29 protein-coding genes are annotated in these 26503 nt (G+C 72.6%); 12 read left to right on the top strand and 17 right to left on the bottom strand.

Features of this window, described 5'->3' with window-relative positions:
- Positions 1–36: 36 nt before the first annotated feature.
- Together L3i22_RS27795 and L3i22_RS27790 are read left to right on the top strand one after the other, a co-directional pair.
- Positions 37–855, top strand: a complete 819-nt coding sequence (locus tag L3i22_RS27795; protein ID WP_221320481.1) for an SAM-dependent methyltransferase — start codon at positions 37–39, stop codon at positions 853–855.
- 75 nt (positions 856–930) lie between these two features.
- Entirely contained in the window at positions 931–1938 is a 1008-nt protein-coding gene (locus tag L3i22_RS27790) for a hypothetical protein (RefSeq protein WP_221320480.1), read from the top strand.
- On the opposite strand, the gene L3i22_RS27785 is transcribed toward L3i22_RS27790, so the two are convergent.
- On the bottom strand, positions 1931–2536 hold the full coding sequence (locus tag L3i22_RS27785) for a TetR/AcrR family transcriptional regulator (RefSeq protein WP_255658720.1): 606 nt from the start codon (positions 2534–2536) through the stop codon (positions 1931–1933). The two genes, L3i22_RS27790 and L3i22_RS27785, sit on opposite strands and share 8 nt — an antisense overlap.
- Positions 2537–2627: 91 nt before the next feature.
- Between L3i22_RS27785 and L3i22_RS27780 the strand changes: the two genes are divergently transcribed.
- Positions 2628–4121 (top strand): FAD-dependent monooxygenase, encoded by a 1494-nt coding sequence (locus L3i22_RS27780; protein WP_221320478.1) that lies wholly within the window; start codon positions 2628–2630, stop codon positions 4119–4121.
- 59 nt (positions 4122–4180) lie between these two features.
- Here L3i22_RS27780 and L3i22_RS27775 read toward each other — a convergent pair whose 3' ends face one another.
- On the bottom strand, positions 4181–5422 hold the full coding sequence (locus L3i22_RS27775) for a helix-turn-helix domain-containing protein (RefSeq protein ID WP_221320477.1): 1242 nt from the start codon (positions 5420–5422) through the stop codon (positions 4181–4183).
- Between the two features lie 57 nt (positions 5423–5479).
- Positions 5480–7966 (bottom strand): RNA helicase, encoded by a 2487-nt coding sequence (locus L3i22_RS27770; protein ID WP_221320476.1) that lies wholly within the window; start codon positions 7964–7966, stop codon positions 5480–5482.
- Positions 7967–8032: 66 nt separating this feature from the next.
- Between L3i22_RS27770 and L3i22_RS27765 the strand changes: the two genes are divergently transcribed.
- Positions 8033–8593, top strand: coding sequence for a DUF1707 domain-containing protein (locus L3i22_RS27765; protein ID WP_255657178.1), 561 nt, complete (start codon positions 8033–8035; stop codon positions 8591–8593).
- Positions 8594–8617: 24 nt separating this feature from the next.
- Here the strand turns inward: L3i22_RS27765 and L3i22_RS27760 are convergent, their stop codons facing one another.
- The gene (locus L3i22_RS27760; RefSeq protein ID WP_255657177.1) at positions 8618–8971 is read right to left on the bottom strand and encodes a BlaI/MecI/CopY family transcriptional regulator; all 354 of its coding nucleotides are present in this window, start codon (positions 8969–8971) and stop codon (positions 8618–8620) included.
- A gap of 389 nt (positions 8972–9360) precedes the next feature.
- Positions 9361–9726 (bottom strand): hypothetical protein, encoded by a 366-nt coding sequence (locus tag L3i22_RS54650; protein WP_221330185.1) that lies wholly within the window; start codon positions 9724–9726, stop codon positions 9361–9363.
- 343 nt (positions 9727–10069) lie between these two features.
- Between L3i22_RS54650 and L3i22_RS27750 the strand changes: the two genes are divergently transcribed.
- On the top strand, positions 10070–10966 hold the full coding sequence (locus L3i22_RS27750) for a M56 family metallopeptidase (RefSeq protein ID WP_221320475.1): 897 nt from the start codon (positions 10070–10072) through the stop codon (positions 10964–10966).
- A 238-nt stretch (positions 10967–11204) separates the two neighbouring features.
- Here the strand turns inward: L3i22_RS27750 and efeB are convergent, their stop codons facing one another.
- From efeB to efeU, 3 genes are all read right to left on the bottom strand, one after another.
- Positions 11205–12476 (bottom strand): iron uptake transporter deferrochelatase/peroxidase subunit, encoded by a 1272-nt coding sequence (gene efeB, locus L3i22_RS27745; RefSeq protein ID WP_221320474.1) that lies wholly within the window; start codon positions 12474–12476, stop codon positions 11205–11207.
- A gap of 225 nt (positions 12477–12701) precedes the next feature.
- Entirely contained in the window at positions 12702–13835 is a 1134-nt protein-coding gene (efeO, locus tag L3i22_RS27740; protein ID WP_221320473.1) for an iron uptake system protein EfeO, read from the bottom strand.
- 7 nt (positions 13836–13842) lie between these two features.
- On the bottom strand, positions 13843–14679 hold the full coding sequence (gene efeU, locus L3i22_RS27735; protein WP_221320472.1) for an iron uptake transporter permease EfeU: 837 nt from the start codon (positions 14677–14679) through the stop codon (positions 13843–13845).
- Positions 14680–14798: 119 nt separating this feature from the next.
- Here efeU and L3i22_RS27730 point away from each other — a divergent pair, with 119 nt between their 5' ends.
- Together L3i22_RS27730 and L3i22_RS27725 are read left to right on the top strand one after the other, a co-directional pair.
- Positions 14799–15296: a MarR family winged helix-turn-helix transcriptional regulator gene (locus tag L3i22_RS27730; protein ID WP_221320471.1), complete on the top strand. Its 498-nt coding sequence runs from the start codon at positions 14799–14801 to the stop codon at positions 15294–15296.
- Positions 15284–16498: an MFS transporter gene (locus tag L3i22_RS27725; protein ID WP_221320470.1), complete on the top strand. Its 1215-nt coding sequence runs from the start codon at positions 15284–15286 to the stop codon at positions 16496–16498. Before L3i22_RS27730 ends, L3i22_RS27725 begins: the two co-directional genes overlap by 13 nt.
- Here L3i22_RS27725 and L3i22_RS27720 read toward each other — a convergent pair.
- From L3i22_RS27720 to L3i22_RS27705, 4 genes are all read right to left on the bottom strand, one after another.
- Positions 16468–17301 carry a hypothetical protein gene (locus L3i22_RS27720; RefSeq protein WP_221320469.1) on the bottom strand — a complete coding sequence of 278 codons (834 nt, stop codon included), beginning with the start codon at positions 17299–17301 and terminating at the stop codon, positions 16468–16470. The two genes, L3i22_RS27725 and L3i22_RS27720, sit on opposite strands and share 31 nt — an antisense overlap.
- A gap of 33 nt (positions 17302–17334) precedes the next feature.
- The gene (locus L3i22_RS27715; protein ID WP_221320468.1) at positions 17335–17976 is read right to left on the bottom strand and encodes a nucleotidyl transferase AbiEii/AbiGii toxin family protein; all 642 of its coding nucleotides are present in this window, start codon (positions 17974–17976) and stop codon (positions 17335–17337) included.
- Between the two features lie 4 nt (positions 17977–17980).
- The gene (locus L3i22_RS27710) at positions 17981–18328 is read right to left on the bottom strand and encodes a hypothetical protein (protein WP_221320467.1); all 348 of its coding nucleotides are present in this window, start codon (positions 18326–18328) and stop codon (positions 17981–17983) included.
- Positions 18329–18466: 138 nt separating this feature from the next.
- A complete protein-coding gene (locus tag L3i22_RS27705; RefSeq protein ID WP_221320466.1) occupies positions 18467–19066 on the bottom strand; it encodes a TetR/AcrR family transcriptional regulator in 600 nt (199 codons plus the stop codon).
- 50 nt (positions 19067–19116) lie between these two features.
- On the opposite strand from L3i22_RS27705, the gene L3i22_RS27700 reads away from it, so the two are divergent.
- Positions 19117–19461: a cytoplasmic protein gene (locus L3i22_RS27700; protein ID WP_221320465.1), complete on the top strand. Its 345-nt coding sequence runs from the start codon at positions 19117–19119 to the stop codon at positions 19459–19461.
- Between the two features lie 125 nt (positions 19462–19586).
- On the opposite strand, the gene L3i22_RS27695 is transcribed toward L3i22_RS27700, so the two are convergent.
- Together L3i22_RS27695 and L3i22_RS27690 are read right to left on the bottom strand one after the other, a co-directional pair.
- Positions 19587–20237: a hypothetical protein gene (locus L3i22_RS27695; protein WP_221320464.1), complete on the bottom strand. Its 651-nt coding sequence runs from the start codon at positions 20235–20237 to the stop codon at positions 19587–19589.
- Between the two features lie 228 nt (positions 20238–20465).
- Positions 20466–21035, bottom strand: a complete 570-nt coding sequence (locus L3i22_RS27690) for a helix-turn-helix domain-containing protein (RefSeq protein WP_221320463.1) — start codon at positions 21033–21035, stop codon at positions 20466–20468.
- A gap of 47 nt (positions 21036–21082) precedes the next feature.
- Between L3i22_RS27690 and L3i22_RS27685 the strand changes: the two genes are divergently transcribed.
- Positions 21083–21937, top strand: coding sequence for a class I SAM-dependent methyltransferase (locus L3i22_RS27685; protein WP_221320462.1), 855 nt, complete (start codon positions 21083–21085; stop codon positions 21935–21937).
- On the opposite strand, the gene L3i22_RS27680 is transcribed toward L3i22_RS27685, so the two are convergent.
- Entirely contained in the window at positions 21934–23313 is a 1380-nt protein-coding gene (locus tag L3i22_RS27680; protein ID WP_221320461.1) for an FAD-dependent monooxygenase, read from the bottom strand. The genes L3i22_RS27685 and L3i22_RS27680 overlap by 4 nt on opposite strands.
- Positions 23314–23365: 52 nt before the next feature.
- On the opposite strand from L3i22_RS27680, the gene L3i22_RS27675 reads away from it, so the two are divergent.
- From L3i22_RS27675 to L3i22_RS27665, 3 genes are read left to right on the top strand one after another with little or no spacing between them, the layout of a single operon-like run.
- Positions 23366–23896, top strand: a complete 531-nt coding sequence (locus L3i22_RS27675) for a PadR family transcriptional regulator (protein ID WP_221320460.1) — start codon at positions 23366–23368, stop codon at positions 23894–23896.
- A gap of 8 nt (positions 23897–23904) precedes the next feature.
- Positions 23905–24432: a CbrC family protein gene (locus L3i22_RS27670; RefSeq protein ID WP_255657175.1), complete on the top strand. Its 528-nt coding sequence runs from the start codon at positions 23905–23907 to the stop codon at positions 24430–24432.
- 11 nt (positions 24433–24443) lie between these two features.
- Entirely contained in the window at positions 24444–25001 is a 558-nt protein-coding gene (locus L3i22_RS27665; RefSeq protein ID WP_221320458.1) for a hypothetical protein, read from the top strand.
- On the opposite strand, the gene L3i22_RS27660 is transcribed toward L3i22_RS27665, so the two are convergent.
- Together L3i22_RS27660 and L3i22_RS27655 are read right to left on the bottom strand one after the other, a co-directional pair.
- Positions 24992–25744, bottom strand: a complete 753-nt coding sequence (locus tag L3i22_RS27660; protein WP_221320457.1) for a DNA polymerase beta superfamily protein — start codon at positions 25742–25744, stop codon at positions 24992–24994. The two genes, L3i22_RS27665 and L3i22_RS27660, sit on opposite strands and share 10 nt — an antisense overlap.
- Before the next feature lie 31 nt (positions 25745–25775).
- Positions 25776–26453, bottom strand: a complete 678-nt coding sequence (locus L3i22_RS27655; RefSeq protein ID WP_221320456.1) for a DNA polymerase beta superfamily protein — start codon at positions 26451–26453, stop codon at positions 25776–25778.
- Positions 26454–26503: the final 50 nt, after the last annotated feature.

Genomic DNA, 26503 nt, shown 5'->3' with positions numbered 1-26503 from the left:
GCGTGCGGATCTTCGGCTCGGCTTGAGGAGGCGTCGGTGGCTGACCGGCGAAACGCACTGGACCGGATCGACACGACCGTGGCGCATCCGGCCCGCCGCTACAACTACCTGCTCGGCGGGAAGGACAACTTCGCCGCCGACCGGGCCTCGGCCGACGCGATCGAGAAGGGCATGCCGACCATCCGGCTGGCCGCCATGGAGAACCGGTACTTCCTGCAGCGGGCCGTGAAGTTCCTGGCCGAGCAGGGCATCCGGCAGTTCCTGGACATCGGCACCGGCATCCCGACCGCGGACAACACGCACCAGGTCGCGCAGCGGATCGACGCGGCGGCCCGGATCGTCTACGTCGACAACGACCCGATCGTGCTCACCCACGCCCGGGCGCTGCTGACCAGCACGCCGGAGGGGGTGACCGCGTACATCGACGCCGACCTGCGCGAGCCGCGGACCATCCTGGACGACCCGGAGGTCCGCTCGACGCTGGACTGGACCCGGCCGATCGGGGTGATGCTGGTCGCGGTGCTGCACTTCATCCGCGACGACGAGGACCCGCAGGGCGTGGTCGACACCATTCTGGACGCGCTGCCGCCGGGCAGCTTCGTGATCGCCTCGCACTCCACCTGGGAGTACCTTCCGGCCGCCGCGATCGAGCAGCTGGAGGCGGCGAACGCGGACGGCCGGTTCCGCGCCCGCACCGGCGAGCAGCTGAGCAAACTGTTCCACCGGCTGGACCTGCTGGAGCCGGGCGTGCAGTCGGTGTCCCGCTGGTGGCCGCAGGACGCGTCGCAGCCGCGGCCCTCGATCGAGGATGTCGCTTTCAACGCGATCGTGGGACGGGTCCGCGCCACCGGGTGATCCCTGTTGGCCGCGCGTCAACGAAACGGTACCGTCCTCGACGGATCATTTCGATGCGCGGCCGAGGAGACGTTTGTGGAGCGGTCCGACCCGGACGAGACCCGCCTGCGGATCGCCAGATATCTGGACACCCCGCCGAGACGGCCCGCCCCGGAGCCGCCGGAGGTCGTCCTGCCGAACATCGCGGACTACTGGCCGGACGCCCCGCACCGGCAGCGGGCCCTGGGCTGGCGGGCGTTCGTGCCCGGCGCCCCGGAGTCCGGCCCGCCCGGCGAGCCGCCCGCCCGGCGGTGGCGCCGGCGGCCGGTCCTGCTGGCCGGGACCCTGGCGCTGGCCGTGATCGGCGGCTCGGTGGTGCTGGCCCGGCCCCTCGCGAACTCGGACATCCGGCGGATCGGCGCGCTGCCGGCCCCGATCGTCCCGGCCGAGTCGACGCAGGTGGTGATCCCGCTCGAACCGAGCCCGCCGCCGGCGCCGTCCTCGGTCCTGACCACCACACCGGTCCGGGCCAGTTCGCCGCCCACCGAGGCGGCCCCGCTGCAGGGCGGCTTCGAGCTGCTCACCGGCGTCACCGACCTGGTCGTGCGGACCGCCGACCTGGACGGGCGGGACTTCACCGTCAGCGGGCCGGCCGACGGCGTGTTCACCGGCGGGGTGCTGCGCCTGAGCGGTAAGGCGAACGCCGGGAACGACCCGGTCGAGGTGCGGCTCAGCGACGCCCGGGTCTGGCAGCTGCGGACCGGCGCCGGCAGCCGGTCGGTCACCCTGGACCTGGGCGCCGGCACGGTCAGCCGGATCAACCTGGAGGGCGGCGCCGAGCGGATCGACATCACCCTCGGCCGGCTCGGCAGAACGCTGCCGATCCGGATGGGCGGCGGGGTGAGCACCTGGCGGATCCGGACCGCCAAGCAGGTGCCGGTCAAGGTCGCGATCGGTAGCGGCGCCGGGGACGTCGTCCTCTACGGACAGCACTCCGGCGGGGTCGGCGCGGGCGCCACGCTGCGCTCCGGCGACCTGGACGACGCGGCCGGCCTGGACATCATCGCGACCGGCGGGCTGGGCAACCTGGCGGTGGTCAGCTGATCGCCCGCTCGGCCGCGTCGAACGCCCGGGTGTACTCGCCGGCGAGCCCCTCCCGGACGTCCATGAAGTGCTCGCCGGCCAGCAGGCGCGCGGCCGTCGAGAAGTAGACCGAGCGGTAGGCGGCCACGGTGACCGCCGCGGCGAAACCCGCCGACGCGCCCGGGGCCGGGGCCTCCGCGTACATCGTGGTCAGCAGGTCCTCGAGTTCCTGGACGAACTCGCGGGCCCGGGCCTGCAGCGCCGGCGAGCCGACCACGACCCGGTAGAACGCGACGTGCGTCGGCTCCGGGTAGGCGCTCAGCGGATGCCCCTCGCGGAGCAGGTCGAGGACCACGCCGCGGACCGCGGCCAGCACCGTGGCGCCCTCGGGCCGGCCCCGGACCGCGCGCGTGACCAGGTCGATCAGGTCCGGCAGGCGGTCGAGGAACAGGTCCTCCTTGCGCGGGAAGTAGTTGAACACGGTCTTCTGCGAGACGCCGGCCGCCTCGGCCACCTCGGCCACCGTCACCGCGTCGAAGCCGCGCTGCCCGAACAGCATGGTGGCGATGCCGGAGATCAGCTCCCGGGTCTGGCGCTTCTTGCGCTCCCGCAGTCCCATTTCGGTCACCGGAAAAGTTTACTTGCCAGAACTTTACAGCGGCAGTACTTTTCGGGTGACAGTACTTTCGTGGTCCGGAAGGCGGGGGACGATGACTGACGTGGTGGTGGCCGGAGCCGGCCCGGTGGGCCTGATGCTCGCCTGCGAGCTGCGCCTGGCCGGGGCCGGCGTGGTGGTCCTGGAACGCAACACCGAGATCGACCCGACGATCAAGGCCGGCTTCGTCACGGTGCCCGGCATCGAGGCCCTCGACCGGCGCGGCCTGGCCCCGGCGCTGACGAAGGCGCGCGACGAGACCCTGGCCCGGTTCGGTTTCGCCGGTCGCCGGCCGGACGCGCCGCGGCCCCGGTTCCTCGGCCACTTCGGCGCGATGATGCTCGACTCCGAGCTGCTCGACACCACCGACCCGGAGATCGCCGGCAGCGCCCGGTTCGTCGCCCTCGGTATGGTCACACAGCAGCAGCTCGAGGCGATCCTCGAGGACCGGGCCCGGGAGCTGGGCGCCGACGTGCGGCGCGGGGTCACCATGACCGGCTTCACCCAGGACGCGTCGTCGGTCACCGTCACCACCGACCGGGGCCCGATCGAGGCCGGCTGGCTGGTCGGCTGCGACGGCGGGCGCAGCCTGGTGCGCAAGCTCGCCGGCTTCGACTTCCCCGGCACCCCGCCGGAGATCACCGCGTACCAGGCCATCGCCGACATGGAGAACACCGAGGGCCTGCGGCCCTCCTGGAACATCACCGACACCGGGGCGTACGCGTTCGGCCCGTTCCCCGGGCGCATCCTGGTCGCCGAGTTCGAGGGGGCGCCGGCCGACCGCACCAGCCCGGTGACGCCCGCCGAGCTGGAGGGGGCGATCCGCAGGGTGACCGGCGTCGGCGTGACGGTGACCGGGATCAGCTCGGTCACCCGGTTCACCGACAACGCGCGCCAGGTCACCGACTACCGCAGCGGGCGGGTGCTGCTCGCCGGGGACGCCGCGCACGTGCACTCGCCGTTCGGCGGGCAGGGGATCAATCTCGGACTCGGCGACGCGATGAACCTCGGCTGGAAGCTGGGCGCGACGGTCCGCGGCTGGGCGCCGCCCGGCCTGCTGGACACGTACACCGCGGAGCGGCACCCGATCGGCGCGTGGGTGCTGGACTGGACCCGCGCCCAGATCGCGATCATGCGGCCGGACCGGCACGCCCGGGCGTTGCGCGCGGTCCTCGGCGACCTGGCGTCGACCGTGGACGGCACGACGTACTTCGCCACCCGCATCTCCGGCGTCCGGCAGGGCTACGACCTGCCCGGCGACCACCCGCTGATCGGCCGCAGCGCTCCCGACCTGCTCCTCGACGACGGCACCCGCCCGGCCGACCACCTGCACACCGGCCGCGCCCTGCTGCTCGACCTGACCGGCGACCCGGCCCTGCGCGCCGCCGCCACCGGCCACGCCGACCGCCTCACCGTCCACACCGCCAAGACCGACGATCAAAACCTGACAGCGATTTTCGTACGTCCGGACGGCTACGTCGCCTGGGCCGCCACCGACGGATCCACCACGGGCCTGCCCGAACGCCTCACCGCCTGGCTGGGCGCCTGAATCCCGGACTTCCCAGGACTCGCCGTCGGTGGGCCGGGTGCCGGTTGGCGCGCGGGCGGTCAGCCGATCTGGAGGCGTTCGCAGAGGGCTCGCAGCTCGGTGCCGCCGGCCATCCGGCGGGAGCGGTCCAGCAGGGCTCGCGCGGTCTCCTGGACCAGCGACGACGTGTGGACGTGCTGGGGCGCCACCCGCTCCGCGGTGAGCAGGAAGCGGATCGCCTCCCGGTCCCGGTTGCGCAGCCGGGCGAGCGCGCGGGCGGTGTCCGCGTAGAAGAACACCTGGCGGAAGCCGACCGGGAGGACCGCCGGGTCGGTGTCCCGGGCGATCGTGGCGGCCAGCGCGGCGTCGTCGCCGTCGGCCTCGATGCCGATCCGCCAGATCCTGACGTTCGTGGGGCCGAAGAACAGGCCCAGCGTCGTGGTCTCGCCGGTCCGGGCGGCCAGCGCGGCGGCCTCGGCGGACCAGGCCCGGCTGTCGTCCGGGCGTTTGCCGCCCCGGCTCGCGTAGGCGCAGATCAGCTGCAGCGAGCCGGTCATCTCCGGGCCGCCGGGCCGCCCGAGGTACGGGGTGAGCGCGTCGACCGCCCGGGCGGCCAGGGCGTAGGCGCGCTCGTAGGAGCCGCAGGCGCTGGCCGCGCTGGCGCGCGCGTAGGCCGCGTACCCCTGCAGAATCGGGTCTTGAGCGGCATCGGCCGCGTCCTTGCAGCGCTCCGCGCCCAGCCAGGACTCGGCCGGATGGCCGAGATTGCGCAGCACCGAGGAGGCGATGAAGGTGGCGTCGCAGAGCAGCCGCAACGCCTGGCCGCCGTCTTCACCGGCCACGGCGAGGTGCAGGCCGCGCAGCACCTCCGGGAGGAGCCGGCCCGCGCCCGCATAGTCGCAGCCCTGCCGCAGCGAGTCGATGATCGCGACTTTCCGCGTTAGCTCGGCCATTGGGGCCTCGGCTGGAGTGGACAAATCGGGCGCGGATGAGGTGTGCGGCGCGGCCGGGTCGGCGGACAGGTCCAGCTCGACCAGGGCCTGCCGGATCCCGTGGACCGCGGCGTGTGCCGCGACCGCCTCCCGGTCCCCGGCCGGCACCGCGGTCCCGGCCAGCTCGGCCGGCGAGCAGTCCAGCGCACCGGCCAGGTCGGCGAGCATGAACCGGTTGTCGGCGGCCTGCAGCCCCCGCTCGATCCGGCTCCAGGTGGCGTGCGAGACGCCGGCGCGGCTGGCGGCGTGCCGGATGCTCCAGCCCCGCCGCAGGCGGCGGTCCCGGATCCGGTCGCCGATGGTCGGGTCGGCGGTGGGTCGTGGCGTCATGCCCACGACGGTAGGACGGGCATGTGCCGGTAGTGGTACATGCCCGTACCGCGGAACCTAGTGCGGGCCGACCGCCACGACCGTGATGGCGGCGCCGCCCAGCTCGTCGGACTCGGCCAGGTCGATCGTGGCGTCGATGCCCCAGTCGTGGTCGCCGTTCGGGTCCTCGAAGACCTGCCGGACCGTCCAGACCGTGGTGCCCTGCTCGATCTGGATCAGCTGCGGGCCGCGGGCCGACCCGCCGGTGCCCAGCGAGTCGTACTCGTCGAAGTACTCGTCGATCGCCGTGCGCCAGCGGTCCGCGGTCCAGCCGGACTCCGCGTCCAGCTCGCCCAGCTCCTGGTAGCGGCTCATCGCGGCCAGCTCGACCCGGCGGAACATGGCGTTGCGGACCAGCACCTTGAACGCGCGCACGTTGCGGGTGACCGCCGGCGGCTTGTCGTCGATGCGGACCTCCTCGATGACGGCGCCCGGGTTGCGCAGCCGCTCCCACTCGTCGAGCAGGCTGGAGTCGACCTGCCGGACCAGCTCGCCGAGCCACTCGATCAGGTCACCCAACTCCTCCGTACGGGCGTCCTCCGGCACCGTCTGCCGCAGCGCCCGGAACGCGTCGGCCAGGTAGCGCAGGACCAGGCCCTCGGAGCGGGACAGGCCGTAGAACGACACGTACTCGGTGAACGTCATGGCCCGCTCGTACATGTCGCGGACCACGGACTTCGGCTTGATCTCGTAGTCGGCGACGTACGGGTGACCCCGCCGGTACGTCTCGTACGCCCCCTCGAGCAGCTCCAGCAGCGGCCGCGGCCAGGTCACGTCCTCGAGCAGCGTCATCCGCTCCTCGTACTCGATGCCGTCGGACTTCATCTGGTTGACGGCCTCGCCGCGGGCCTTCTGCCGCTGCGCGGAGAGCACCTGCCGCGGGTCCTCCAGGGTCGCCTCGATCACCGAGACGACGTCCAGCGGGTACTCCGGGGACTCCTTGTCGAGCAGCTCCAGGCAGGCCAGCGCGAACGGCGACAGCGCCTGGTTCAGCGCGAAGTCCAGCTGCAGATCGTCGACCAGCTTGTAGAGGCCGTCCCCGGTGCGCTCGATGACGCCGCCGGCGACCAGCGCGCGGGCGATCGCGACCGCCCGGCGGATGTGCTTGAGCTGCCGGGGCCGGTCCTCGTGGTTGTCGGTGAGCAGGTGCTTCATCGCCTGGTACGGGTCGCCCTCGCGGGCCAGCACGTTCAGCAGCATGGCGTGCGAGACCTGGAACGACGAGGTGAGCGGCTCGGGGTCGGCCTCGACCAGCCGGTCGAAGGTGGGCCGGCTGTAGCCGATCTGCCCCTCCGGCGGCTTCTTCCGGACCACCTTGCGCCGCTTCTTCGGGTCGTCGCCGGCCTTGGCCAGGGCCCGCTCGTTGTCGATCACGTGGTCCGGGGCCTGCACGATCACGGTGCCCAGGGTGTCGAACCCGGCCCGGCCGGCCCGGCCCGCGATCTGGTGGAACTCGCGCGCCTTGAGCAGCCGGGTCTTCACCCCGTCGTACTTCGACAGGCCGGTGAACAGCACCGTGCGGATCGGCACGTTGATGCCGACGCCGAGGGTGTCCGTCCCGCAGATCACCTTGAGCAGGCCGGCCTGGGCGAGCGTCTCGACCAGCCGCCGGTACTTCGGCAGCATGCCGGCGTGGTGCACGCCGATACCGTGCCGGACCAGGCGGGTCAGCGTGCGCCCGAAGCCGGCGGTGAACCGGAAGCTGCCGATCGCGGCGGCGATCGCCTCCTTCTCGGCCTTGGAGCTCATGTTGATACTCATCAGCGACTGGGCGCGTTCCAGGGCGGCGGCCTGGGTGAAGTGCACGATGTAGACCGGCGCCTGCTTGGTGTTGAGCAGCTCCTCGATCGTCTCGTGCAGCGGGGTCATCGCGTACTCGAACAGCAGCGGGACCGGGCGCTCGGTGTTGCTGACCACCGACGTCGACCGGCCGGTGCGCCGGCTCAGGTCGTCGACGAACCGGGTGGTGTCGCCGAGCGTCGCCGACATCAGCAGGAACTGGGCCTGCGGCAGCTCGATCAGCGGCACCTGCCAGGCCCAGCCGCGGTCCGGCTCGGCGTAGAAGTGGAACTCGTCCATCACCACCTGGCCGACGTCGGCGTCGGCGCCCTCGCGCAGCGCCAGGTTCGCCAGGATCTCCGCGGTGCAGCAGATGATCGGGGCATCCGCGTTGACGCTGGCGTCCCCGGTCAGCATGCCGACGTTGTGCGCGCCGAAGATCTCGCAGAGCGCGAAGAACTTCTCGCTGACCAGCGCCTTGATCGGCGCGGTGTAGAAGGTGGTGCGGCCCTCGGCCAGCGCGGCGAAGTGCGCGCCGGCGGCGACCAGGCTCTTCCCCGAGCCGGTCGGGGTGTTCAGGATGACGTTGGAGCCGGTCGCGATCTCGATCAGCGCCTCCTCCTGATGCGGGTACAGGACGATGCCCTGCTCCGCCACCCAGGCCTGGAAGGCTTCGAAGACGGCGTCGGGTTCAGGGGTTCCGGGAAGGCGATCGGTCAGCGTCATGATCCTGCAAGTTTGTCAGTTCCTCCCGGACACCGCGTCAAGGGGACCGGCGGTAGGGTCTGCGCCGTGGGACTTCCTGTGCCGGCGCCGATCTCCGACGGCGACCGTGAACGAGTGGCCGAGCTTCTGCAGCGCGCGTGCGGCGAGGGCCGCCTGACGCTGGAGGAGTTCAGCGTCCGGGTCGGCGCCGTCTGGGCCGCCGAGACCGACACCGACCTGGCCCGCACCACCGAGGGCCTGGCCGCGCAGCCGATCGTCGGCTCCGCCGGCACGGTCGACCGGGTGGTGACCGTTTTCAGTCAGACGACCCGGCGCGGGCGCTGGCGGATGCGGGACCGGTCGGTGCGCGCACACACCGTCTTCGGCTCCACCGAGTTCGACCTGCGGGCGGTGCTGACCGGCGCGGACGTGATCGAGATCGTCGGCACCGTCACCTTCGGTGAGCTGACCGTGATCGTGCCGGAGGGCGTCGAGGTGGACCTGTCCGGGCTGAGCGCGTTCAGCTCCCGGGAGATGAAGCTCGCGCCGGTGCCCCGGGTGCCCGGCACGCCGGTCGTGCGGATCAGCGTCACGTCGTGGTTCGCGTCGGTCGAGGTGGTCTCCCGGCCGCCCGAGCTCACTCGCTGATCTCTTTCGGGCACCTGCCGGCGGTCACTCGCTGAGCAGGTCCCGCAGCAGCTGCTCGTCCGTCGCGTCCAGGTTCCCGACGAAGCGGCGCAGCACCGACGCGCGATCGGCCTCGTCCGACAGCAGCCGGGTCATCCGGTCGGCGACCAGGCCGGCCGGACCGTGTGGCGCACCGTAGCGAAACGCGCGCCCGGCCCGGTGCCGCGACGCTGAGCCCTTCTCGTACAGCCTGGTCAGCGTGGTGACGACGGTGCTGTAGGAGAGCTCACCGGACGGATCCAGACGGTCGCGGACCTCACCCGGCGTCATCGGGCCGCCGGACTCGCCGAGCACCGCCATGATCTCCGACTCCAACTGGCCGGGCCGCCGTCTGCTCACCGGACGACTCTATCGATCGATGCTGTGAAATCGAGAATCCACCCTTTGGAAGATCAACTTCATTTTTGCCTATGCTGCGGCCGATAACTGATCGTCGCTCCCGCGGGGACCCTTCCGGGCCTCGCAAGGGCGCCGGGGCGCCCAGAGCGCGAGGCCCTACAGGGCGATGTCCGTGGGTGGTTGCGGTTTCAAAGGACCCACGCGAGCGGGTTGCCGGGTCCAGCCCCAGCCGCGCCCTGCGGTCCGGGCTGGTGGTGAGGGTTGTTTTCGGGCTCGGGAAGAGCCGTGAGCGCCAGCCGGTAGCGCGAGGCGCGGCTGGGTGTGAGGTCGCGGCGCGGCTCGCGGTCCCGGCTGGCGCTCACGGCGGTTCAAGCGCGCCGGAACAGCCGTCACGGCCGGCCGGGGATCGCGGGTGCCGCGCCGGGCTGGGCCGGCGGGGTGATCACGGACAGTTCCAGGGCGTCGGACAGGCCGGCGCGTCCGGGTCCGCCCGCCGCCACCCAGCCGGCGATGTCGTCGAGGACCACGTCGTCGAGCACCAGCCCGAACCACACCGGCCGGGCCCCGTCCCGGCGGGCCTGCGGCGCCGGCTGCACGACCACCGCGTTCGACTGGGCGCAGACGTCCAGGCAGTCGCTGGTCCGGATCCGATGGCCCGGGCCGAGTTTGGCCCGCAGCCGGTCGATCTGGGCGTCGTGGTCCACGGCCGGGTGCTTGCTCGCACTCCCGCAGCAGCAGTCCCGGCACACCGTCACCGTGCACCCACCCACCTCGTCCGGCCCCGGGCGGGCCGGCCCGTCACTGTCCGGGCCGCTGCCCGCGGAAGGCTCGGCACGATGTGCGGCCGCGTCCGGCTTGTCATGGTTCTGGCCGTTGGGCGCGGTCGGCTCGGCACGGTCTGGGGCGGCGCGGTCCGGGGCGGCACCCGTGGCCGTCCCGTTGCGGTCCGGGGTGGCGTCGGCGGCCGGCTCGTCGTGGTCCTGGCCTCTGCCCGCGGCGGGTTCGTCGTCGGTCACGGATGATCACCCTACGAGGTGCGATGCGCGATCGCGGCGGGGGAGTGAGAGCATCGCAGGAGCACGCGGGAAGGGTGGGGAGATGTTCGATCATTTTCTGTGGTCGGTGGTGATCGTTCCGCCGCTGGCCGTGATCGTGGCGCGGCTGCTCGCCGACCGGCTCGCCCCGGGCCGGGCCGCCGCGGTGGTCGCCTGGTCGGCGGTGACCGTCGCGGTGACCAGCACGATCAACCTGCTGCTCCTGTCCGCGCACGCGCTCGCCCAGGTCCCCGCGGTCGGGCGCCTGTTCGGCTGGTCGGCCTCGGTGGTCGCCGCCGACACGGCCGGCGTCGAGTGGGTGCCGTGGCTCAGCCTGGCCCTGCTGATCGGCGGCCTCGCCTCGGTGACCTGGCGCTGGCGGCGGCAGCGCCGGGTCCTCGCGATGGTGCCGGTCGGCGGCCCGGGCGGCCTGGTCATGCTCCCGGACGAGGCGCCGCGGGCGTTCGCGGTCCCGGGCGATCCCGGTCACGTCGTGGTCACCACCGGGATGCGCGGCCTGCTCACCGACCCGCAGTTCGAGGCGCTGCTCGCCCACGAGCACGCGCACCTGGCCGAGCGTCACCACCGCCTGGCCCGCGCGGCCGAGCTGGCGGTCGCCGCGCACCCGGCGCTGTGGTGGGTCGGCAAGCACGTCGACTACCTGATCGAGCGGGCCGCCGACGAGCGCGCCGCCACCAACCTGGGCAGCCGCCGGACGCTCGCGCACGCCATCGGGGTCGCGGCCCTGGCCGGAGCGGGCAGCCCGTTCGCGGCCGCCCTGCACGCGGCGGCCCCGGGCGGCGTGGTGCCCCGCCGGGTCGCCCTGCTGCTGCGCCCGAAGCCGCCGGTCGCCCCGGCCGTGTTCGTGCTGCTGCCGGCCCTGGTCGCGCTGAGTTCGGTGATCTGGACCGGCGAGGCCACCCTCGACCTGATCCAGCTGATGACCGCTGCCTGGCACTGACCGCCGCCTGGCACTGACCGCCACCACCCCGCCCGAGTCGCCCCGCTGGTCCGCCCGCGCCGCCGGTGGCCGAGGCTGAGCAAGGCGGGCGGGGCGCGGTGCGGATGGTCCGGGCGGGCGGCGCCGGCGACGCGCGGTCAGGGCGTTGGGCGCGGGGTGGGCGGTCAGGATGGGCAGCGACGGCGGGGCGCGGAGTGGGCGGTCGGGGCGGGCGGTGACGGCGGGCGCCGGGTGGTGGTCAGGCGAACAGGGTGCGGCCCCAGTAGTCGTCGGCGGCGAGCAGGCCGGGCGGGCAGGCGAACAGGCCGCTGGAGACGTGCCGGATGTACTCGTTGAGCGCGTCCGTCTTGGCCAGTGTGTTCTGCACCGGGACGAACTGCTTGTGCGGGTTGCGCTGGTACGCCATGAAGAACAGCCCGGCGTTCAGGCGGCCCAGCCCGTCCGAGCCGTCGACGAAGTTGTAGCCGCGGCGCAGCAGCCGGGCACCGCCGTTCTGGTCCGGGTGGGCCAGCCGCAGGTGCGAGTCGACCGGGATGACCGGCTGGTCCTCGCCGTCGCGGGCGGCGAAGTCCGGCTCGTCGTGCTCCAGTTTGCCGGTCAGCGGGGCGCCCTCGCCCTTGTCCCGGCCGATGATCGTCTGCTGCTCGGCCAGCGGCGAGCGGTCCCAGGTCTCGACCAGCATCCGGATCTTGCGGGTGACCAGGTAGGACCCGCCGGTCATCCAGTCCGGGCCGTCGCCGGGCTGGGCCCACAGGTGCTCGTCGAGCAGCGGGGTGTCCTCGGCCTTGAGGTTGCGGGTGCCGTCCTTGAAGCCGAACAGGTTCCGCGGGGTGGCCTGCGAGCGGGACGTCGACGAGGTGCGGCCGAAGCCGAGCTGGGACCAGCGGACGCTGACCTTGCCCATGCCGATCCGGGCCAGGTTGCGGATGGCGTGCACGGCGACCTGCGGGTCGTGGGCGCACGCCTGGACGCCGATGTCGCCGCCGGAGATCGCCGCCTCCAGCGTGTCCCGGGGGAACTTCGGCAGGTCGGCCAGGGCGGCCGGGCGTTTCGCGGCGATGCCGAAGCGGTCCTTGCCCTGCTCGGTGCGGAACAGCGTCGGCCCGAAGCCGATCGTCAGGGTCAGGCCGGAGGCGGGCAGCCCGAGCGCCTCGCCGGTGTCGTCCGGCGGCGCTTCCAGGGAGCCGCCGACCGCGCCGAACGTGCCGGCGTCCTGACCCTGCGTCATCCGGGCGGCGGCGGCCGTCCAGTCCTGCAGCATGTCGATCAGCGCGGCCTTGTCGTCGGTGATCACGTCGAAGGCGCAGAAGTGCAGCCGGTCCTGGGCCGGCGTCACGATCCCGGCCTGCTTGGCCCCGTAGAACGCGATCGACCCGGCCGCGTCGACAGCGTCCGTGGACGCGCCGGCCGAGGCGTTGTCGTGATGTGTCAGGGCAAACGCCCCGGCGCCGGCGGCTGCGACACCGGCCGCGCCCGCGCCGGCCAATCCGAGAATTTTGCGCCGTTCCATGCCACGAGCCCTTCTACGGGTTTGGGGTTGTCCTTGAACCGTGCCCACCCACGGACGTCGCCCTTGCGGGTTTCGTGTTCTGGGCGCCCCGCGCCCTTGCGAAGCCCGGAAGGGTCCCCGCGGGAGCGACGATCTGTACCCCGGCGGACGTAGGCAAAAAAGATCTTGATCTTCAGTGGTGAACCGGGGGCGAGGCGCCTGCCCCGCCCCCGGACGGTCCTGCTGTTACTTCTTGGCGACGATCGCCGCGACCTTGCTGATCGGCTCGGCAAGGGAGTTGATGGCGTCGGAAAGTTCCTTCAGGTCGGCCTGGGTGAGCGTGTTGTGCAGCTTCCAGCCGTCGCCGGCGCGGTGCTTCTCGAGCGCGGCCTCGACCTTGGCGAAGTTCTCGTCGAGGGTCTTGACCAGGGCCGGGTCGCGGTCCTCGAGGGCCGGCCGGAGCGCCTGGATGGCGCCCTGCGAGCCCTCGATGTTGGCGGCGAAGTCCCACAGGTCGGTGTGCGAGTAGCGGTCCTCCTCGCCGGTGATCTTGCCGCTGGCGACCTCGTCGAGCAGGCCCTTGGCGCCGTTGGCGAGCTCGACCGGGGAGAACGTGACCGACTCGGCCTTGGTGACGATCGTCTGGACGTCGGTGAGCAGCTGGTCGGCGATCTTGCCGTCCTTGCTGACGTCCTTGGTGACCCAGAGGTCCTTCTCGATCTTGTGGAAGCCGGTCCACTCGACGCCGGGCTCCAGGTCGCCGTCGCGGGCGTCGATCTTCGGGTCGAGGTCGCCGAAGCTCTCCGCGACCGGCTCGATCCGCTCCCAGTAGGTGCGTGCGATCGGGAACAGCGCCTTGGCCTTCTCGATGTCGCCACCCTTGACGGCGGTGACGAACGCGGTGGTCTGCTCGATCAGCGCGGCGGTCTGCGACTTGACGTAGCGCTGGTAGTCCGCGGTGGCCTGGGCGAGCTTGGCGTCCTCGGTGAGCGGCGCGGCGGAGCCGGAGACCTGGAACGCGTTGCGGATGCCCTTGCCGATCATGCCGGGCTTGCAGGCGGTCTCGTACGCGCCGGCCGGCAGCTCGACGATGAGCTCGCGGGACAGGCCGGGGGCGATGTTCTCGATCTCGCCCATGATCCGGTCGCCGGTGGCGTAGACGTAGAACTCGTTGATCTTCGAGCCCTTGTTGGCGATCGCGAACGTGACCGTGCCCGCGGCGGAGGTGCTCCGCTCCACCTTGCACTCGGTGTCGGTGGCGGCGACGGCGATCTTGCCGGTCGCGGCGTCGCCGGACTTGTCGTCGGTGGCCTTGTCGGCACAAGCGGTCAAGAGCAGCGCGGCTGCCGCTCCGGCGGTGAGCAGTCGTGCGGTGTGCATCGTTCTCCTAGGAAGCCGTGGTGGCGGGGGTGGTGGGGGTGGGCGCCGGCTTGCGGGCCGGCCAGAGGAAGAGAACGAGGACGGGAATCCCGTAGGCGACCCAGGCGAGCGTCTCGGCGACGGTCGGCGCGGGGGTGAAGTTGATCATTCCGCGGAGCAGCTCGGCGTACCACGCGGTGGGCGGGAAGCTCGAGGTCACGTCGAAGGCCAGCTTGTCCAGGCCGCCCAGCACGTTGGACTCCTGCAGGTCGTGCACGCCGTACTTGAAGATGCCCGCGGCGACCAGGACCAGCAGCGCGCCGGTCCACTTGAAGAACGTGGACAGGTTGATCCGGACCGCGCTGCGGTAGAGCAGCCAGCCGAGCACGATCGAGGTGAGCAGGCCCAGCGAGATCCCGATCAGCGGCTTGGCGTCGGTGGCGCCCTGCGCCGCGGCGTAGAACAGGATCGAGGTCTCCAGGCCCTCGCGGATCACCGCGAGGAAGGCCACCCCGGCGACCGCGACCGGTCCGACCTGGATCGCGTCCTCCATCCGGCCGCGCAGCTCGGTGCCGATGTGGCGGGCCATCCGGCGCATCCAGAAGATCATCCAGGTGACGAAGAGCACGGCCACGAAGGACGCGATCGCCTCGAACAGCTCCTGGTTGGTCGTGCTGAGCTCGGCGATCCCGACCTGCAGCAGGATCGCGAATCCGATGGAGAGCACCGCCGCGACGGCGACGCCGGCCCAGACCAGGCGCAGCAGCGGACGCCGATCACTCTTGACCAGAAAGGCCACGAGGATCGAGACCACGAGGCTGATCTCCAGGCCTTCGCGCAGCCCGATGAGGTAGATGGCGGTCATGCGTCTCCAAAGGTTAGCCAACCCTAAGTCGGTAACCGCATCATTCTTCTATTGAGTTGTAGATGTCAAATCTTCCGGCATTGTGACAGTGCTTATATAAGCGCTGTTACGATGCCGGGATGAGTGACTTCATCGATCCCACCGACCACGCCGTCTGGCGTCCACTGTGGGACCTGCAGGCCACCCTGGATGCCGATATCGCCCGGCTCTACGCGGACGCGGCGACCGACGGGCTCAAGATGGCCTGGGTCAAGGAATTGATAAAACTGCATGCGCTGGGTCCGGTGACGATCACGCGGCTGGCCGCCGCGGTGGGCCGGACGCACTCCGCGCTGAGCCAGAAGGTGTCCGCGATGCGGGCGGCCGGGTGGGTGCAGACGTCGCCGGGGCCGGACGGCCGCGCGAAGAACGTCGAGTTGACCGACAAGGCGCGGCGGGTCGTCGAGCGGCTCGCCGCGGAGTGGCGGGCCACCGAGGCCGTCGTCGCGGAGATCGAGGCGGAGATTCCGTACGGGATGCTCCGCGTCGTCCGGGACATCGAGGCGGTCCTGAGCCGCCGGAGCTTCCACGACCGGATCGCCGACAAGCTGGCCGGGGACCCCGCGTGGGAGCGCTGATCGACATCGGTCCGCTGCGCACCGCGCCGGTGTTCCGGCGGCTCTGGATCGGGGGCACGCTCTCCGGGTTCGGCAGCCAGATGACCGGCGTCGCGGTGATGTACCAGGTCTGGCAGCAGACCCACAGCACCGCGTGGACCGGCGCGGTGGGGCTGGCCCAGGCGCTGCCGATCGTGGCGTTCGGGCTGTTCGCGGGGGCGCTGGTGGACCGGACCGAGCGGCGCCGGCTCTACCTGATCACCCGGGTCGGGGCGGCGGTCTGCTCGGCGCTGCTCGCGGTCCAGGGATTCCTCGGACACCTGCCGGTGCCCGGGGTGTTGCTGCTGCTCGCGGTGCAGGCGTGCTTCGGCGCGGCGGCCGGTCCGGCGGCCCGGACGTTCCTGCCCCGGTTGCTGCCGGCCGGGGACCTCGCGGCCGGGCTGGCGCTGAACCACATCTCGTTCCAGGCGGCGATGCTGATCGGGCCGGCGCTCGGCGGCCTCGTGCTGGCCTGGCTGGGGGTGGGCGGGTGCTACCTGGTCGACGCGCTGACCTTCGGACTGGCGATCTACGGCGCGATAGGCCTGCCGGCCATGCCATCGGCCGGGGGAGCGCCCGGGATCCGGGCGGTGGGCGAGGGCCTGCGCTTCATCGCCGGGCACGCGGCGGTCCGGGCGGCGCTGCTCACCGACCTGGCGGCGACCCTGCTGGCCATGCCGATCAGCCTGTTCCCGCTGATCAACGCGGAGCGCTTCGGCGGGGACCCGCGCACCCTGGGCCTGTTCCTGTCGGCGATCGCGGTCGGCGGGGTGACCGCGTCGGTGCTGTCCGGCACGTTCACCCGGCTGGGGCGTCCCGGCCCGGTGATGTTCGCCGGGGCGGCGGTGTGGGGCGTCGCGCTGGCCGCCCTCGGGCTGGTCCCGAACCCGTGGCTGGGCCTGGGCTGCCTGGTCGTGGCCGGCGCCGCGGACACCGTGGCCGTGGTGTCCCGGGCGACCGTCGTCCAGTTGCACACGCCATCGCCGCTGCTGGGGCGGGTGGCGGCGGCCGAGCAGATCGTCGGCTCGGCCGGCCCGGACCTCGGCAACCTGCGCGCCGGGCTGGTCGCCGGTGCGTTCTCCGGAACGGCCGCGCTGGTCAGCGGGGGCGTGCTGTGCGTGGCGGCGGTGGCCCTGATCAGGCGCTCACTGCCTCAGGCCGGCTCGCCGAACGGCCGGGCGTAGCGGGCCGACACCTGCGGCCGCTCCCGGCCCTGGAACCGCAGCTCCAGGCGGGCCGCGATCTCGGCCCGGGTGCCGACCAGCTCGACGGTGCTCAGGCAGGGCAGGTCCGGCATCGTCATCGGGTCCAGGTCGTACGCGTTGATCAGGCACAACCGGGTCAGCCCCGGGTGCTGCCCGAGCAGCGGCAGGTCGATCAGGCGGCCCGGCGGCGCCTCGAACTCGCAGGTCAGGTCGCGCAGGCCGGTGAACGACTCGAGCGCCTTGACCGAGAACTCCCCGCCGAGACCGAGCCGGACCACCGGTGTCGCCCGCAGCCCGGCCGGGATGATCGCCTCGGCGCCGTCGAACGCCAGGTGCAGCGCCAGCCGCCGCCGGTCGTCGCGGGTCTCGATCCGCAGGTTCTCCCGGGGGTTCTGCACCAGCAGGACCGCCAGCGACTCCGGCAGCAGGACGCCGCTGAGGCCGGCGCAGTTGATCCAGAGCCGGAGCACGGCCGACTGCCGCAGGTCCAGGTCACCCTGGGCGTCGAACCACTCCAGGTACTGGATCCGGGGCTGGGCGGCGAGCACGCCGGTGAGGCCCCGGTCCGGGCCGGACCAGGACACGCTCACCAGCTTGGGCAGCCGGTCCAGCGCGGTCCAGTCGACCGGGCCGTCCGCCGGGACGAGCGGGCGCAGGTCGAGCGCGGTGGTCCAGGACGGCAGCAGGTGGACCCCGGCGCCGAAGTCGACCTCCACGCCCGTGTCGAGACTGGCGCGGCGCAGGTCACGTACTGAACGGAAGTTCCACGTGTTCGCGGGCACCCGGACACACTAAGCCTGTTCAGCGGGCCCGGCCTAGTCCCGGGGCCAGGCGGCCAGGCGATCTCTGAGCTGGGCGATCATTGCGGCATCCAGGCCGTACAGGGTGAAGCGGACATCGTCCAGACGGTCCAGGTAGCGGCCGGCGTCGGCGATGTCCCGCGGATCGATGGCCGGGTCGGCGGCGTGGGCCAGCTCCATGATCCGGTCCAGCGGGTACCGCTCCAGGGCGGCCGCGACGTCGATGTAGTCGCGGACCTCGCGCCGGTTGACCAGCGCGGCGACCTTCGTGGCGACCAGGTCGTCGAGGTGCATGACCGGGCCGAGGTCCATCACCACCGGCGCGCGGCTGCGGTCCAGCCGGCACAGGGTGAGACGAAGCGCCCGATCCTCGCCGGCGACCAGGAATTCCTGGAGGTCGGCGTCCATTCCGGCGAACAATTCGTCGCCCTCCTCGCGGACCACCCGATAGCCGGCCTCGGTGAGCGCCGCGGCGACCTCACCGGCCGCCGCGGTCACGCCGTCGGTCAGATCGGTGAACAGGTCGATGTCCTCGGTGGGGCGGGCGACCAGGCCGTTCACCAGCCAGGCCACGCCGCCGCCCAGCACGAACCCGTGCTTGTCGGCGACGGCGAGTGCGATGCGCGCGACGTCCCGATAGAAGTCGTCGACGCCCATTCTTTTATGCGGCCGTGGCGAACAGAACGCGCAGCCGGGGATGGCGGGCCTCCCACGCGGCGCGCACGCCCCGCGGCAGATTCAGGTCGGGCCAGACCCGGACCAGGGTGGCGCCGTCGATAAATGCCCGCAACTCGTCGACCCGGATCGATTCGCGGAGCACATTCTCATACATCCACAGCAGCATCGTGCGCTGGCCGAGATCGAACGCGCGGTGCGGATGCCACCAAAGGCGCAACGGCAACTCCACCAGACCGCAGGTGGGCCCGCGCAATTCGGCAAGGGTGCCGGCCACCACGACCTGCCGGTGCGGCCTGGCCAGGTGGACGACGGGGGCGGCGCTCGCGGACATGGGCCCAGCCTAAACCGGCATCCCCACCGAAAAGCAAGCGCCTTCGCTCCGGGGGCGCGGGAAACATTCGATCCTGCCCGGTCAGGCGCATCATGAGTGACCTTTTCCGGGAATTCTCCGATCGTGATTTCCGGATCGTCATGCGCTCTCGTTCATGGCGGCGTCCAGAAGTGCCAGTGCCGTGCGGTGCACGGTCGCGGCGGCCTGCTCCCGGGTGCGGCCGGCGATGTCGAGCAGCCAGACGAGCGACTCGATGCCGGTCGCCGAGCGGATGGCGACGGCCAGCTCCGGCCGGTCGACGCCGGGGTGGGTCGCCGCGAGTGGGGCCAGCGCGTCCTCGATCCACCCGATCGCCCGGCCGCGGCGCAGCAGCGGCCGGTCCTCCTCGGCCGGGTCGTCCAGTGACAGCCGCAGCGCCGACCGCAGCTGCGGCTCGTAGCTCAGGTTGTAGTGGGTGAACGCGACCATGAACGCGGCCAGGCGGGCCCGGGGCTCGGCCGGCGCGGTCTCGTCGAGCAGGGTGTCCGGCTGGAGTCGCGGCTGGGCGGCGAGGAGCAGGGCGCGCTGGTTCGGAAAGTACCGATACGCCGTGGTGCGGGAGATGCCGCTGTGCGCGGCGGAGTCCTCCACCCGCGGGGTCTGGCCCTCGGTGAGGAGCTCGCGGGTGGCGTCGATCAGGGCCTGGCGGGTGCGGGACTTCTGACTCGTCCGGCCGGTGGACTCATATGGGATCGGCATCGCCATCATGGTATCGTAGTCCCACGAAACCTGGAGCGCGTGGAGGAGCCATGACGAGCAGCCACGATCCGACCGTTACCGACCCTGAGCTGTATTCCGTCGTGTTCGAGAACGATCGGGTCCGGGTCCTCGAATATCGGGATCTTCCCGGCGACCGGACTCATCCGCATCGCCATCCGGACACCGTGATGGTCACGCTCAGCGCGTTCCGCCGGCGGGTCAGCGACGGTGACCGGGCCGTCGACGTGGAGATGCCGGCCGGTGTCGTGCGGTGGGTGGGCGCGCAGGAGCACTCCGGGCACAACGTGGGGGACTCCCCGACGCACGGGATCTTCGTCGAGCTGAAGGAGCCGGGCGCCGGGGTGGCCGGCGGGGTGCTCGGCCCTCAGTCCTGAACGGCGACGCCGCCGATGGGGTGCGCGCGTCCCCGGCCGTGAGCGGCGACGCCTCCGATGGGTCTCGTCGTCCCCAGCCGTGAGCGGCTACCGCGTGCGGCCCGGCGGCGGGCCGGCGCGGGCGGTCAGGCGAAGCGTTCGGTGGTGACCGGGATCAGGCCGCGGTCGCGGACGTCGGCGGTGAGTTTGCGCAGCACCGCGCCGGCCACGTCGGGGCTCGCGCCGTCCGGGCCGTTGCCCAGCAGCATCGTGACGTCCAGGCCCCAGGCGATGCCGAGGCCGATCCGGCGCAGGTTCCAGGTGAACCGGTGGTCGCCCGCGCGGCCCTCGCCGGCCGGCAGGCCGCCCGGGGTGCTGCCGGCCCAGACCGCGCTCAGTTCGGCCAGCCCCGCGGCCCGGGGCTCCTTGGCGAACAGCACGCGGTAGACCCGCTTCTCGCTGAACCCGCGGGGCGCCTCGTCCTCGACCAGCCGCAGCGGGGCCGCGTTGGTGAACCGGACCCAGTCGCCGAAGCGGGAGCGCAGTTCCAGCTCGCTGGGCAGGGCGCCGCCGTCGAGCTGCCGGAACACCCGCGCGGCGCGGTCCCGGCGGATCGGGGTGATCATGGCGAGGAGGTCCTCGTCCGTACGCAGGAATCTCCCGAACGACCCGGTGCCGCGCCACCCGGCGTCCCCGGCCGCCCACATCGCGCCGGCCAGGCCCACGGTCACGTGGTCCTCGCCGTAGGCGAATTCCTCGACCAGGATGGCGTCCCCGGCCAGCAGGTAATAGTCCATGATTCATCGATTGAACCCGCCGCCCGGCGGGCGCGCACGCCCTGGCCGGTGTCGCGTTGCCGACGTGCGGACTTGATCACACGGTGCCGGGAGCCAGGTGAGAACGTTCGCCCTCGTGCGGACTTGATCACACGGTGCCGGGAGCCAGGTGAGAACGTTCGCCCTCGTGCGGACTTGATCACGTGTGCCGGGGCCCAGGTGGGAGCGCTCGTCCTCGTGCGGACTTGATCACACGGTGCCGGGGCCCAGGTGGGAGCGCTCGCCGTCGTGGTCGAGGATGCACAGGATCTCGGCCGGTCCGCCCGCCGAGCCGAACGCGTGCGGGACCATCGTGGAGAACTCGGCGGCCTCGCCCGTCGTCACGACGATGGTCCGGTCGGCGAGCCGCAGGACGATCGTCCCGGAGAGCACGACGAACCAGTCCCGCCCCGGATGCACCCGCAGGTCGGTGGGGACGGCCCGGTCGACGCGGAGCTTCGCGACGGTCATCCCGGCCGGCGTGCCCTCCCGGCTGAGCAGCCAGGTGGTCATGCCGCGCGCGTCGTCGTGGTGCGGGCGGATCACCACGTCCTCGTCGCGGCCGGACTCGACCAGCTGGTCGAGGGAGGTGCCGAGGGCCCGGGCGATCGGGGCGAGCTGGTCCAGCGCGATCCGGCGGTGCCCGGTCTCGATGCGGCTCAGCGTGGACGGGGTCAGGTAGGCGCGGGCGGCCAGCTCGTCGAGGGTCCAGCCGCGGGCGACCCGCAGGCCGCGGATCCGCTGCCGGACCAGGGCGTCCAACTCGCCGTCTTGCGTCATACGCAAGATGGTATGTCAGAGACGCAAGACGAGGGTACGGTCGTGGCATGGCACACGAACACGGTCACCAGCACGGCCACCACCAGCACGGCCACGGTCACCAGCAGCAGCAGGGGCACGGGGACGGGCTGGCGCAGATGCTCGACCTGGACGCCGAGGTCCTGCGGGACTACTACCGCGAGGTGATCGGCTGGGCCGGCTCGCTCGTCCCGGCCACCCCGCGCATCGTCGACCTGGGCGCCGGCACCGGGACCGGGACCATCGCGCTGGCCCGGCACCTGCCCGCCGCCACGCTGACCGCGGTCGACATGGACGAGGAGATGCTCGCCCACCTGCGGCGGCGGGCCGACGAGGCGGGGTTCGGCGACCGGATCAGTACGGTCCGGGCCGACCTGGACGGCGACTGGCCCGCGCTCGGCCCGGCCGACCTGGTGTGGGCGTCCGCGTCGATGCACCACCTGGCCGACCCGGCGCGCACCCTCGGCCAGGTCTTCGAGGTGCTCCGGCCGGGCGGCGTCTTCATGATCACCGAGATCGACGGGTTCCCGCGGTTCCTCACCGATCCGGCCGGGGTCGCGGTCGAGCAGCGGGCCCACGACGAGCTGGCCAGGATGCGCCTCGAGGGCGGCCTGCACATGGGTGTGGACTGGGGCGCCCGGTTGACGGCGGCCGGGTTCACCCTGGCCGGGGAGCGGCAGTTCGACATCGAGCTGGCCGGGCCGCTGGACGCCACCGCGGTGCGGTATGCGCAGGTCACCCTGGGGCGCAGCGCGGAGCGGCTGGCGGGGCGGCTCACCGCGGACGAGCTGGCGGCGTTGACGGCGTACGCCGAGAATGCCGCGGACCGCGACGATCTCGCGGTCCGGGCCACCCGCTATGTCTGGATCGGCCGCAGGCCCTAGACCAGGGCCGGGGCGCGGACCCGGGCGAAGTAGTCGAGCACCGGCTGCGGCCCGGGCGCGACCAGGGCGAGGTAGCCGTCCGGGCGGACCACCCGGAACGGCCCGGTGACCTGGACCTGGCGGACGAATCCCAGGTCCAGGCCCGGCACCGGGGCCGGGCCGAGCACCGTGAAGTGCGAGCCGCGGAACAGGTCGAACAGCCGGGCGCCGGTCGGCAGGCGGCCGTCCGGGGCGGGATGACCGCCACCCGCGGTGATCAGCGGCCCCTCCGGGTACGCCGGATGATCCCGGCGATTCCTCCGCGACTGCCGGGCCATACCGGCCTTCATCAGCGGCCCGAGCAGGGGGCGCGCGAGGCGCGAGCCCAACATCCCGGACATCCGCCGGTCACTGTCCGCGAGGATGCTGCGGGCCACCGGCATTCTTTCGATCTCGTACGTGTCCAGCAGCGCGCCCGTCGCCTCGCCGCGCAGGACCATGCCCAGCTTCCACCCCAGGTTGTACGCGTCCTGGATGCCGGTGTTCATCCCGTGCCCGCCGAACGGGCTGTGCACGTGCGCGGCGTCCCCGGCCACGAACCGGTTCCCGGCCCGGAACCGCGACGCCATCCGCACGTTGTACCGCCACCGGGAGATCCACTCCACCTCGGTGATCCGCAGGTCCGGCCGGCCGCTGCGGGTCCGGAACGCCGCCCGCAGCACGTCCGGATCGGCCTCGACGCCGGACGCGACGATCTGCCACAGCCCGGCCCCCTGCGGCCGGGCGGCCAGCATGCCGGCGCCGGGATCCAGCCACAGGTGCACCCCGTCGGCCGGGTCGAGCCCGTCGAGCCGGACGTCGGCGACCACCGCGCTCTGCTCCCCGGAGTGACCGGTGAACGCGACGCCCATCGCCTTGCGGACCACGCTGTGCCCGCCGTCCGCGCCGACCACGAACCGCGCGGTGATCGCCTCCCCGGTCGCCAGCGTGACGCGCTCGCCGTCGACGCCGGTCACCTCCACCCCGAACTCGACCGCCCGGCCCAGCTCGGCGAGCCGCTCCCGCAGGATCGCCTCGGTCCGCCACTGCGGGAGGGCGATCAGATTCGGGTACGGATTCTCGGCCGTCGCCACGTCCGGCGGCACATCCCCGCGGAACAGCAGGCGGGTGCCCAGGTGGAACCGGGTGCGGCGCTCGACGGAGCCGGCCGCGGTGATCGCCGGGGCGGCGCCGAGGTCATCCAGGGCGGCCAGCGACAGCGGCTTGAGGCTGAACCCGCGGGAGCCCGGCGCGGGCCGCGGCTCGCGCGCCACGATGCGGAAGTCGACGCCCTGACGGGCGAGGTCACAGGCGAGGGTGAGCCCGGTCGGGCCGGCGCCGACGATGAGTACGTCCATGCCTACAACTGTACCTATACAAATGTAGGCGTGGGCATGGGAGAATTCTCGGATGTCGTTACGTTTCGCGGTCCTCGGACTGTTGGAGGACGGCCCGGCCAGCGGATATGCGCTGACCGCCCGGTTCGAGAAGTCGTTGCAGCGGTTCGCCTGGACCGCCCGGCAGAGCCACATCTACCCAGAGCTGGCCCGGCTGGCCGAGGACGGGCTGATCGAGGTCGCCGAGGAGGGCGCGCGGGGGCGGCGGACGTACGCGATCACCGCTTCGGGGCGGGACGCCCTGCGTGGGTGGCTGCTGTCGCCGCCCAAGCCGCGCGCGGTCCGCGACGAGCAGATCCTGCGGCTGTGCCTGATCTCCGCGCTGGAGCCGGCCGAGGCCCGGGCGGTCGTCCAGAGCCAGCTCGCCGAGGCCGACGAACTCGCCGTCGAGCTGCGCGCGATGGCCGACCTGGCCGACACCGACCGCCGCCACCCGCGCGGCCGCCTCCGGTTCGGCCGGCTCGCCATCGAGCTCGGCGTCCGCCAGGCCGAGGCCCAGCGCGAGTGGGCGGCCTGGGCCCTCGACCAACTCGAGCGGGCATGATCGCGGCCATGGACCTGCCCGAGTTCGTCTACCACCCGGATCCGATCGCCACCGGCGCCGTCACGCGGGAGCCGGTCGACTGCCTCTGCTGCGGCCGGGAGCGGCCTCTGACCTACGCCGGGCCGGTGTTCGCCGAGGAGGAGCTGGACAGCGAGCTGTGTCCGTGGTGCATCGCCGACGGCAGCGCGGCGGCGCGGTTCGACGCCACGTTCACCGACGTGCCGGCGGAGCTCCCGGCCGAGGTGGCCGAGGTCGTGCTGCGGCGCACGCCGGGCTTCACCGGGCGGCAACAGGAACGCTGGCTGGCCCACTGCGGCGACGCCGCCGAGTTCCACGGCCCGGTCGGCGCGGCCGAGCTGGCGTCGCTCCCGGACGCCCGGGAGTCGGTGCGGGCCCACCTGACCGGCTATTACGGCTGGCCGGCCGAGGTGGCCGAGGCCCTCCTCAACGCCTTGCGCCGGGACGGCGACGGCACGGCCTACCTGTTCCGGTGCCGCCACTGCGCCACCCACCTCGCGTACGCCGACTTCGCCTAGGAAGGGTCGCCATGGGAACCGATATGGACGGGCGGGTGCAGGTGCGGCCGGGTGGGCCGGGGACGCCGTGGGCGGACGCTGATCTCGATGTGGGTGGGATTCCGCGGAGCTACGAGGCGTTCGGGTTGCTGTTCGGGGTCCGCAACGTCGCCGGGTTCGTGCCGGTGGCCCCGGCGCGCGGAATTCCCGGCGATGCCGGGGCGGACGTGCTCGCGGCGGCCCATCGGTTCGACGACCACTACGAGCACAGCTGGGTGACCTGGGCGGAGCTGGACCGGATCGACTGGGACCGGCCGGCGCCGGTCGTGAACGCGTGGCTGTCGCGCTATCGGGTCACCGCAGGCCGGCTGGTGCGGGTGGGCAAGGGCGGATGGACGCCGCCGGACGCCGACCCGGCCGAGGGCGCCGAGTGGCGCGACGGCGACGTCGTCTGGCGGGCCGAGCGGGCCGTGCCCCGGGAGATCCTCGACGACCTCCCGGAGCTGCGGCACCGGCTCGACGGCATGCGGGCGCTGGCCGGGAAGCACGGCGGCGACAACGTGCGCATGATCGTCTGGTTCTACGGCTGACCGAGGCGGGTGGTGACGATCAGGTCGTGGAGGGTGGCGACCGCGGTCGCCGACGGGTGGTTCGGCAGCGGGGAGTTGTCGCGGGCGGTCTCCAGGTCGGCGCGCAGGCGGGGGATGTCGTCGGCCAGGCGGGCGGCGACGTCCGGTGGGAACGGGCCGTGTTCGGCGTCGCGCTTGGCGGCGATCAGGTCCGGGACGTAGGGCAGCGACGTGCCCAGCACCCCCAGATCGGTCTCCAGCTGACCGGTTCTCATCAGGTGGATGCCGGTCAGCAGGACCCGCAGCGTGTACAGCGCCGGCTTCAGCTCGCCGGTCTTCGCGTACAGCTTCTCCTGGCTGTGCGAGAACCCCAGGTAGTGATAGGCGTGATTGCTGGTGATCAGCCCGGGCGTCAGGTCGACCAGCGCGGCGTGCAGCGGCGACGTGACGACCACGAGCGGGGACAGCAGTTGCTCCAGGACGTAGCCGTTGCGGCTGTTCAGCAGCTTGGCGAACTTCAGCAGGTCGTGCGAGACGACGTCCAGCTCGACGCCGTCGCGGACGCCGGCGCGCTGCAGCGTGGCCGGGCCGGTGTGCAGCCCGACGACCTCGACGGCCGGGAGCACGTGCGCGGCGCGCAGGTCGAGGTCGGAGTCGATCGAGGCGAAGCCGTACAGGTGGGCGCCGCTCACGGTGCAGAAGACCAAGGGATAGGGAAGCTGCCGGGCGACGTCCGCCGCCCACTCCGGCACTGCGATGGTCATTCTCTCCCCTTGGGTACGTCGTGAGCCCCGTTCACCGGGACAGTCCTCGTTCCCGGACGCCGGCCAGCAGCCGGTCGACCAGGTCGCGGTCCGGATGCTCGGGCAGCCGGGTCCCGGCGGCGGCCGTGCCCAGGTCGGCGAGGAGCTCGGCGGCCCACGCGGCCACGTCGTCCCAGGCGACCGAGCCCTGCCGGACGGCGAGCAGCCGGTCCCGCAGGTGCCGCACGTCGACCAGGATCTCGCCGGTCCGCAGCACGTGCGCGCCGGCCATCAGCAGCCGGATCATGTGCATGGCCTGCTTGTGGTTGATCTCCCCGGTCCGGGCGCGCCGGGACGCGACCTTGTCGAGCTGGTCGCGCGCGTAGTTCCCGTAGGTCTCGGCGACCCGCCGGGACAGGAACGCGGTGCGGGCGGCGAGCAGTTCCTCGCCGTCGACCGTGCTCGACTCGATCAGCGGGGACCAGAGCACTTCCAGAACGGTCGGGTTGGCCTGCAGCGCCAGGGTGCAGAACCGCTCGACCTCCCAGGAGAACTGCTCCTCGGCGGGCCCGTCCAGGTGGGTGGGCGGCTTGTCGAGGCGCCAGAAGTCCCGGGTCGGGGCCGCGTAGACCCCGCGCCGGTCATAGTCGCTTTCCGGCCCGTCCAGCCCGTAGGCGCGGGAGCCGACCACGACAGCCAGGATCGTGTGCTTCTCGATCAGCTCCGTCATGCCCGGGACGGTAACGAAGACCGGCCCGGGCGTGCGCGGCAATTACGCCG

The organism is Actinoplanes sp. L3-i22 (assembly GCF_019704555.1).
In the GTDB taxonomy this organism is placed as follows: domain Bacteria; phylum Actinomycetota; class Actinomycetes; order Mycobacteriales; family Micromonosporaceae; genus Actinoplanes.
Note: the sequence above shows the minus strand (reverse complement) of the source record. Positions and strands in the feature narration are given on the sequence as shown.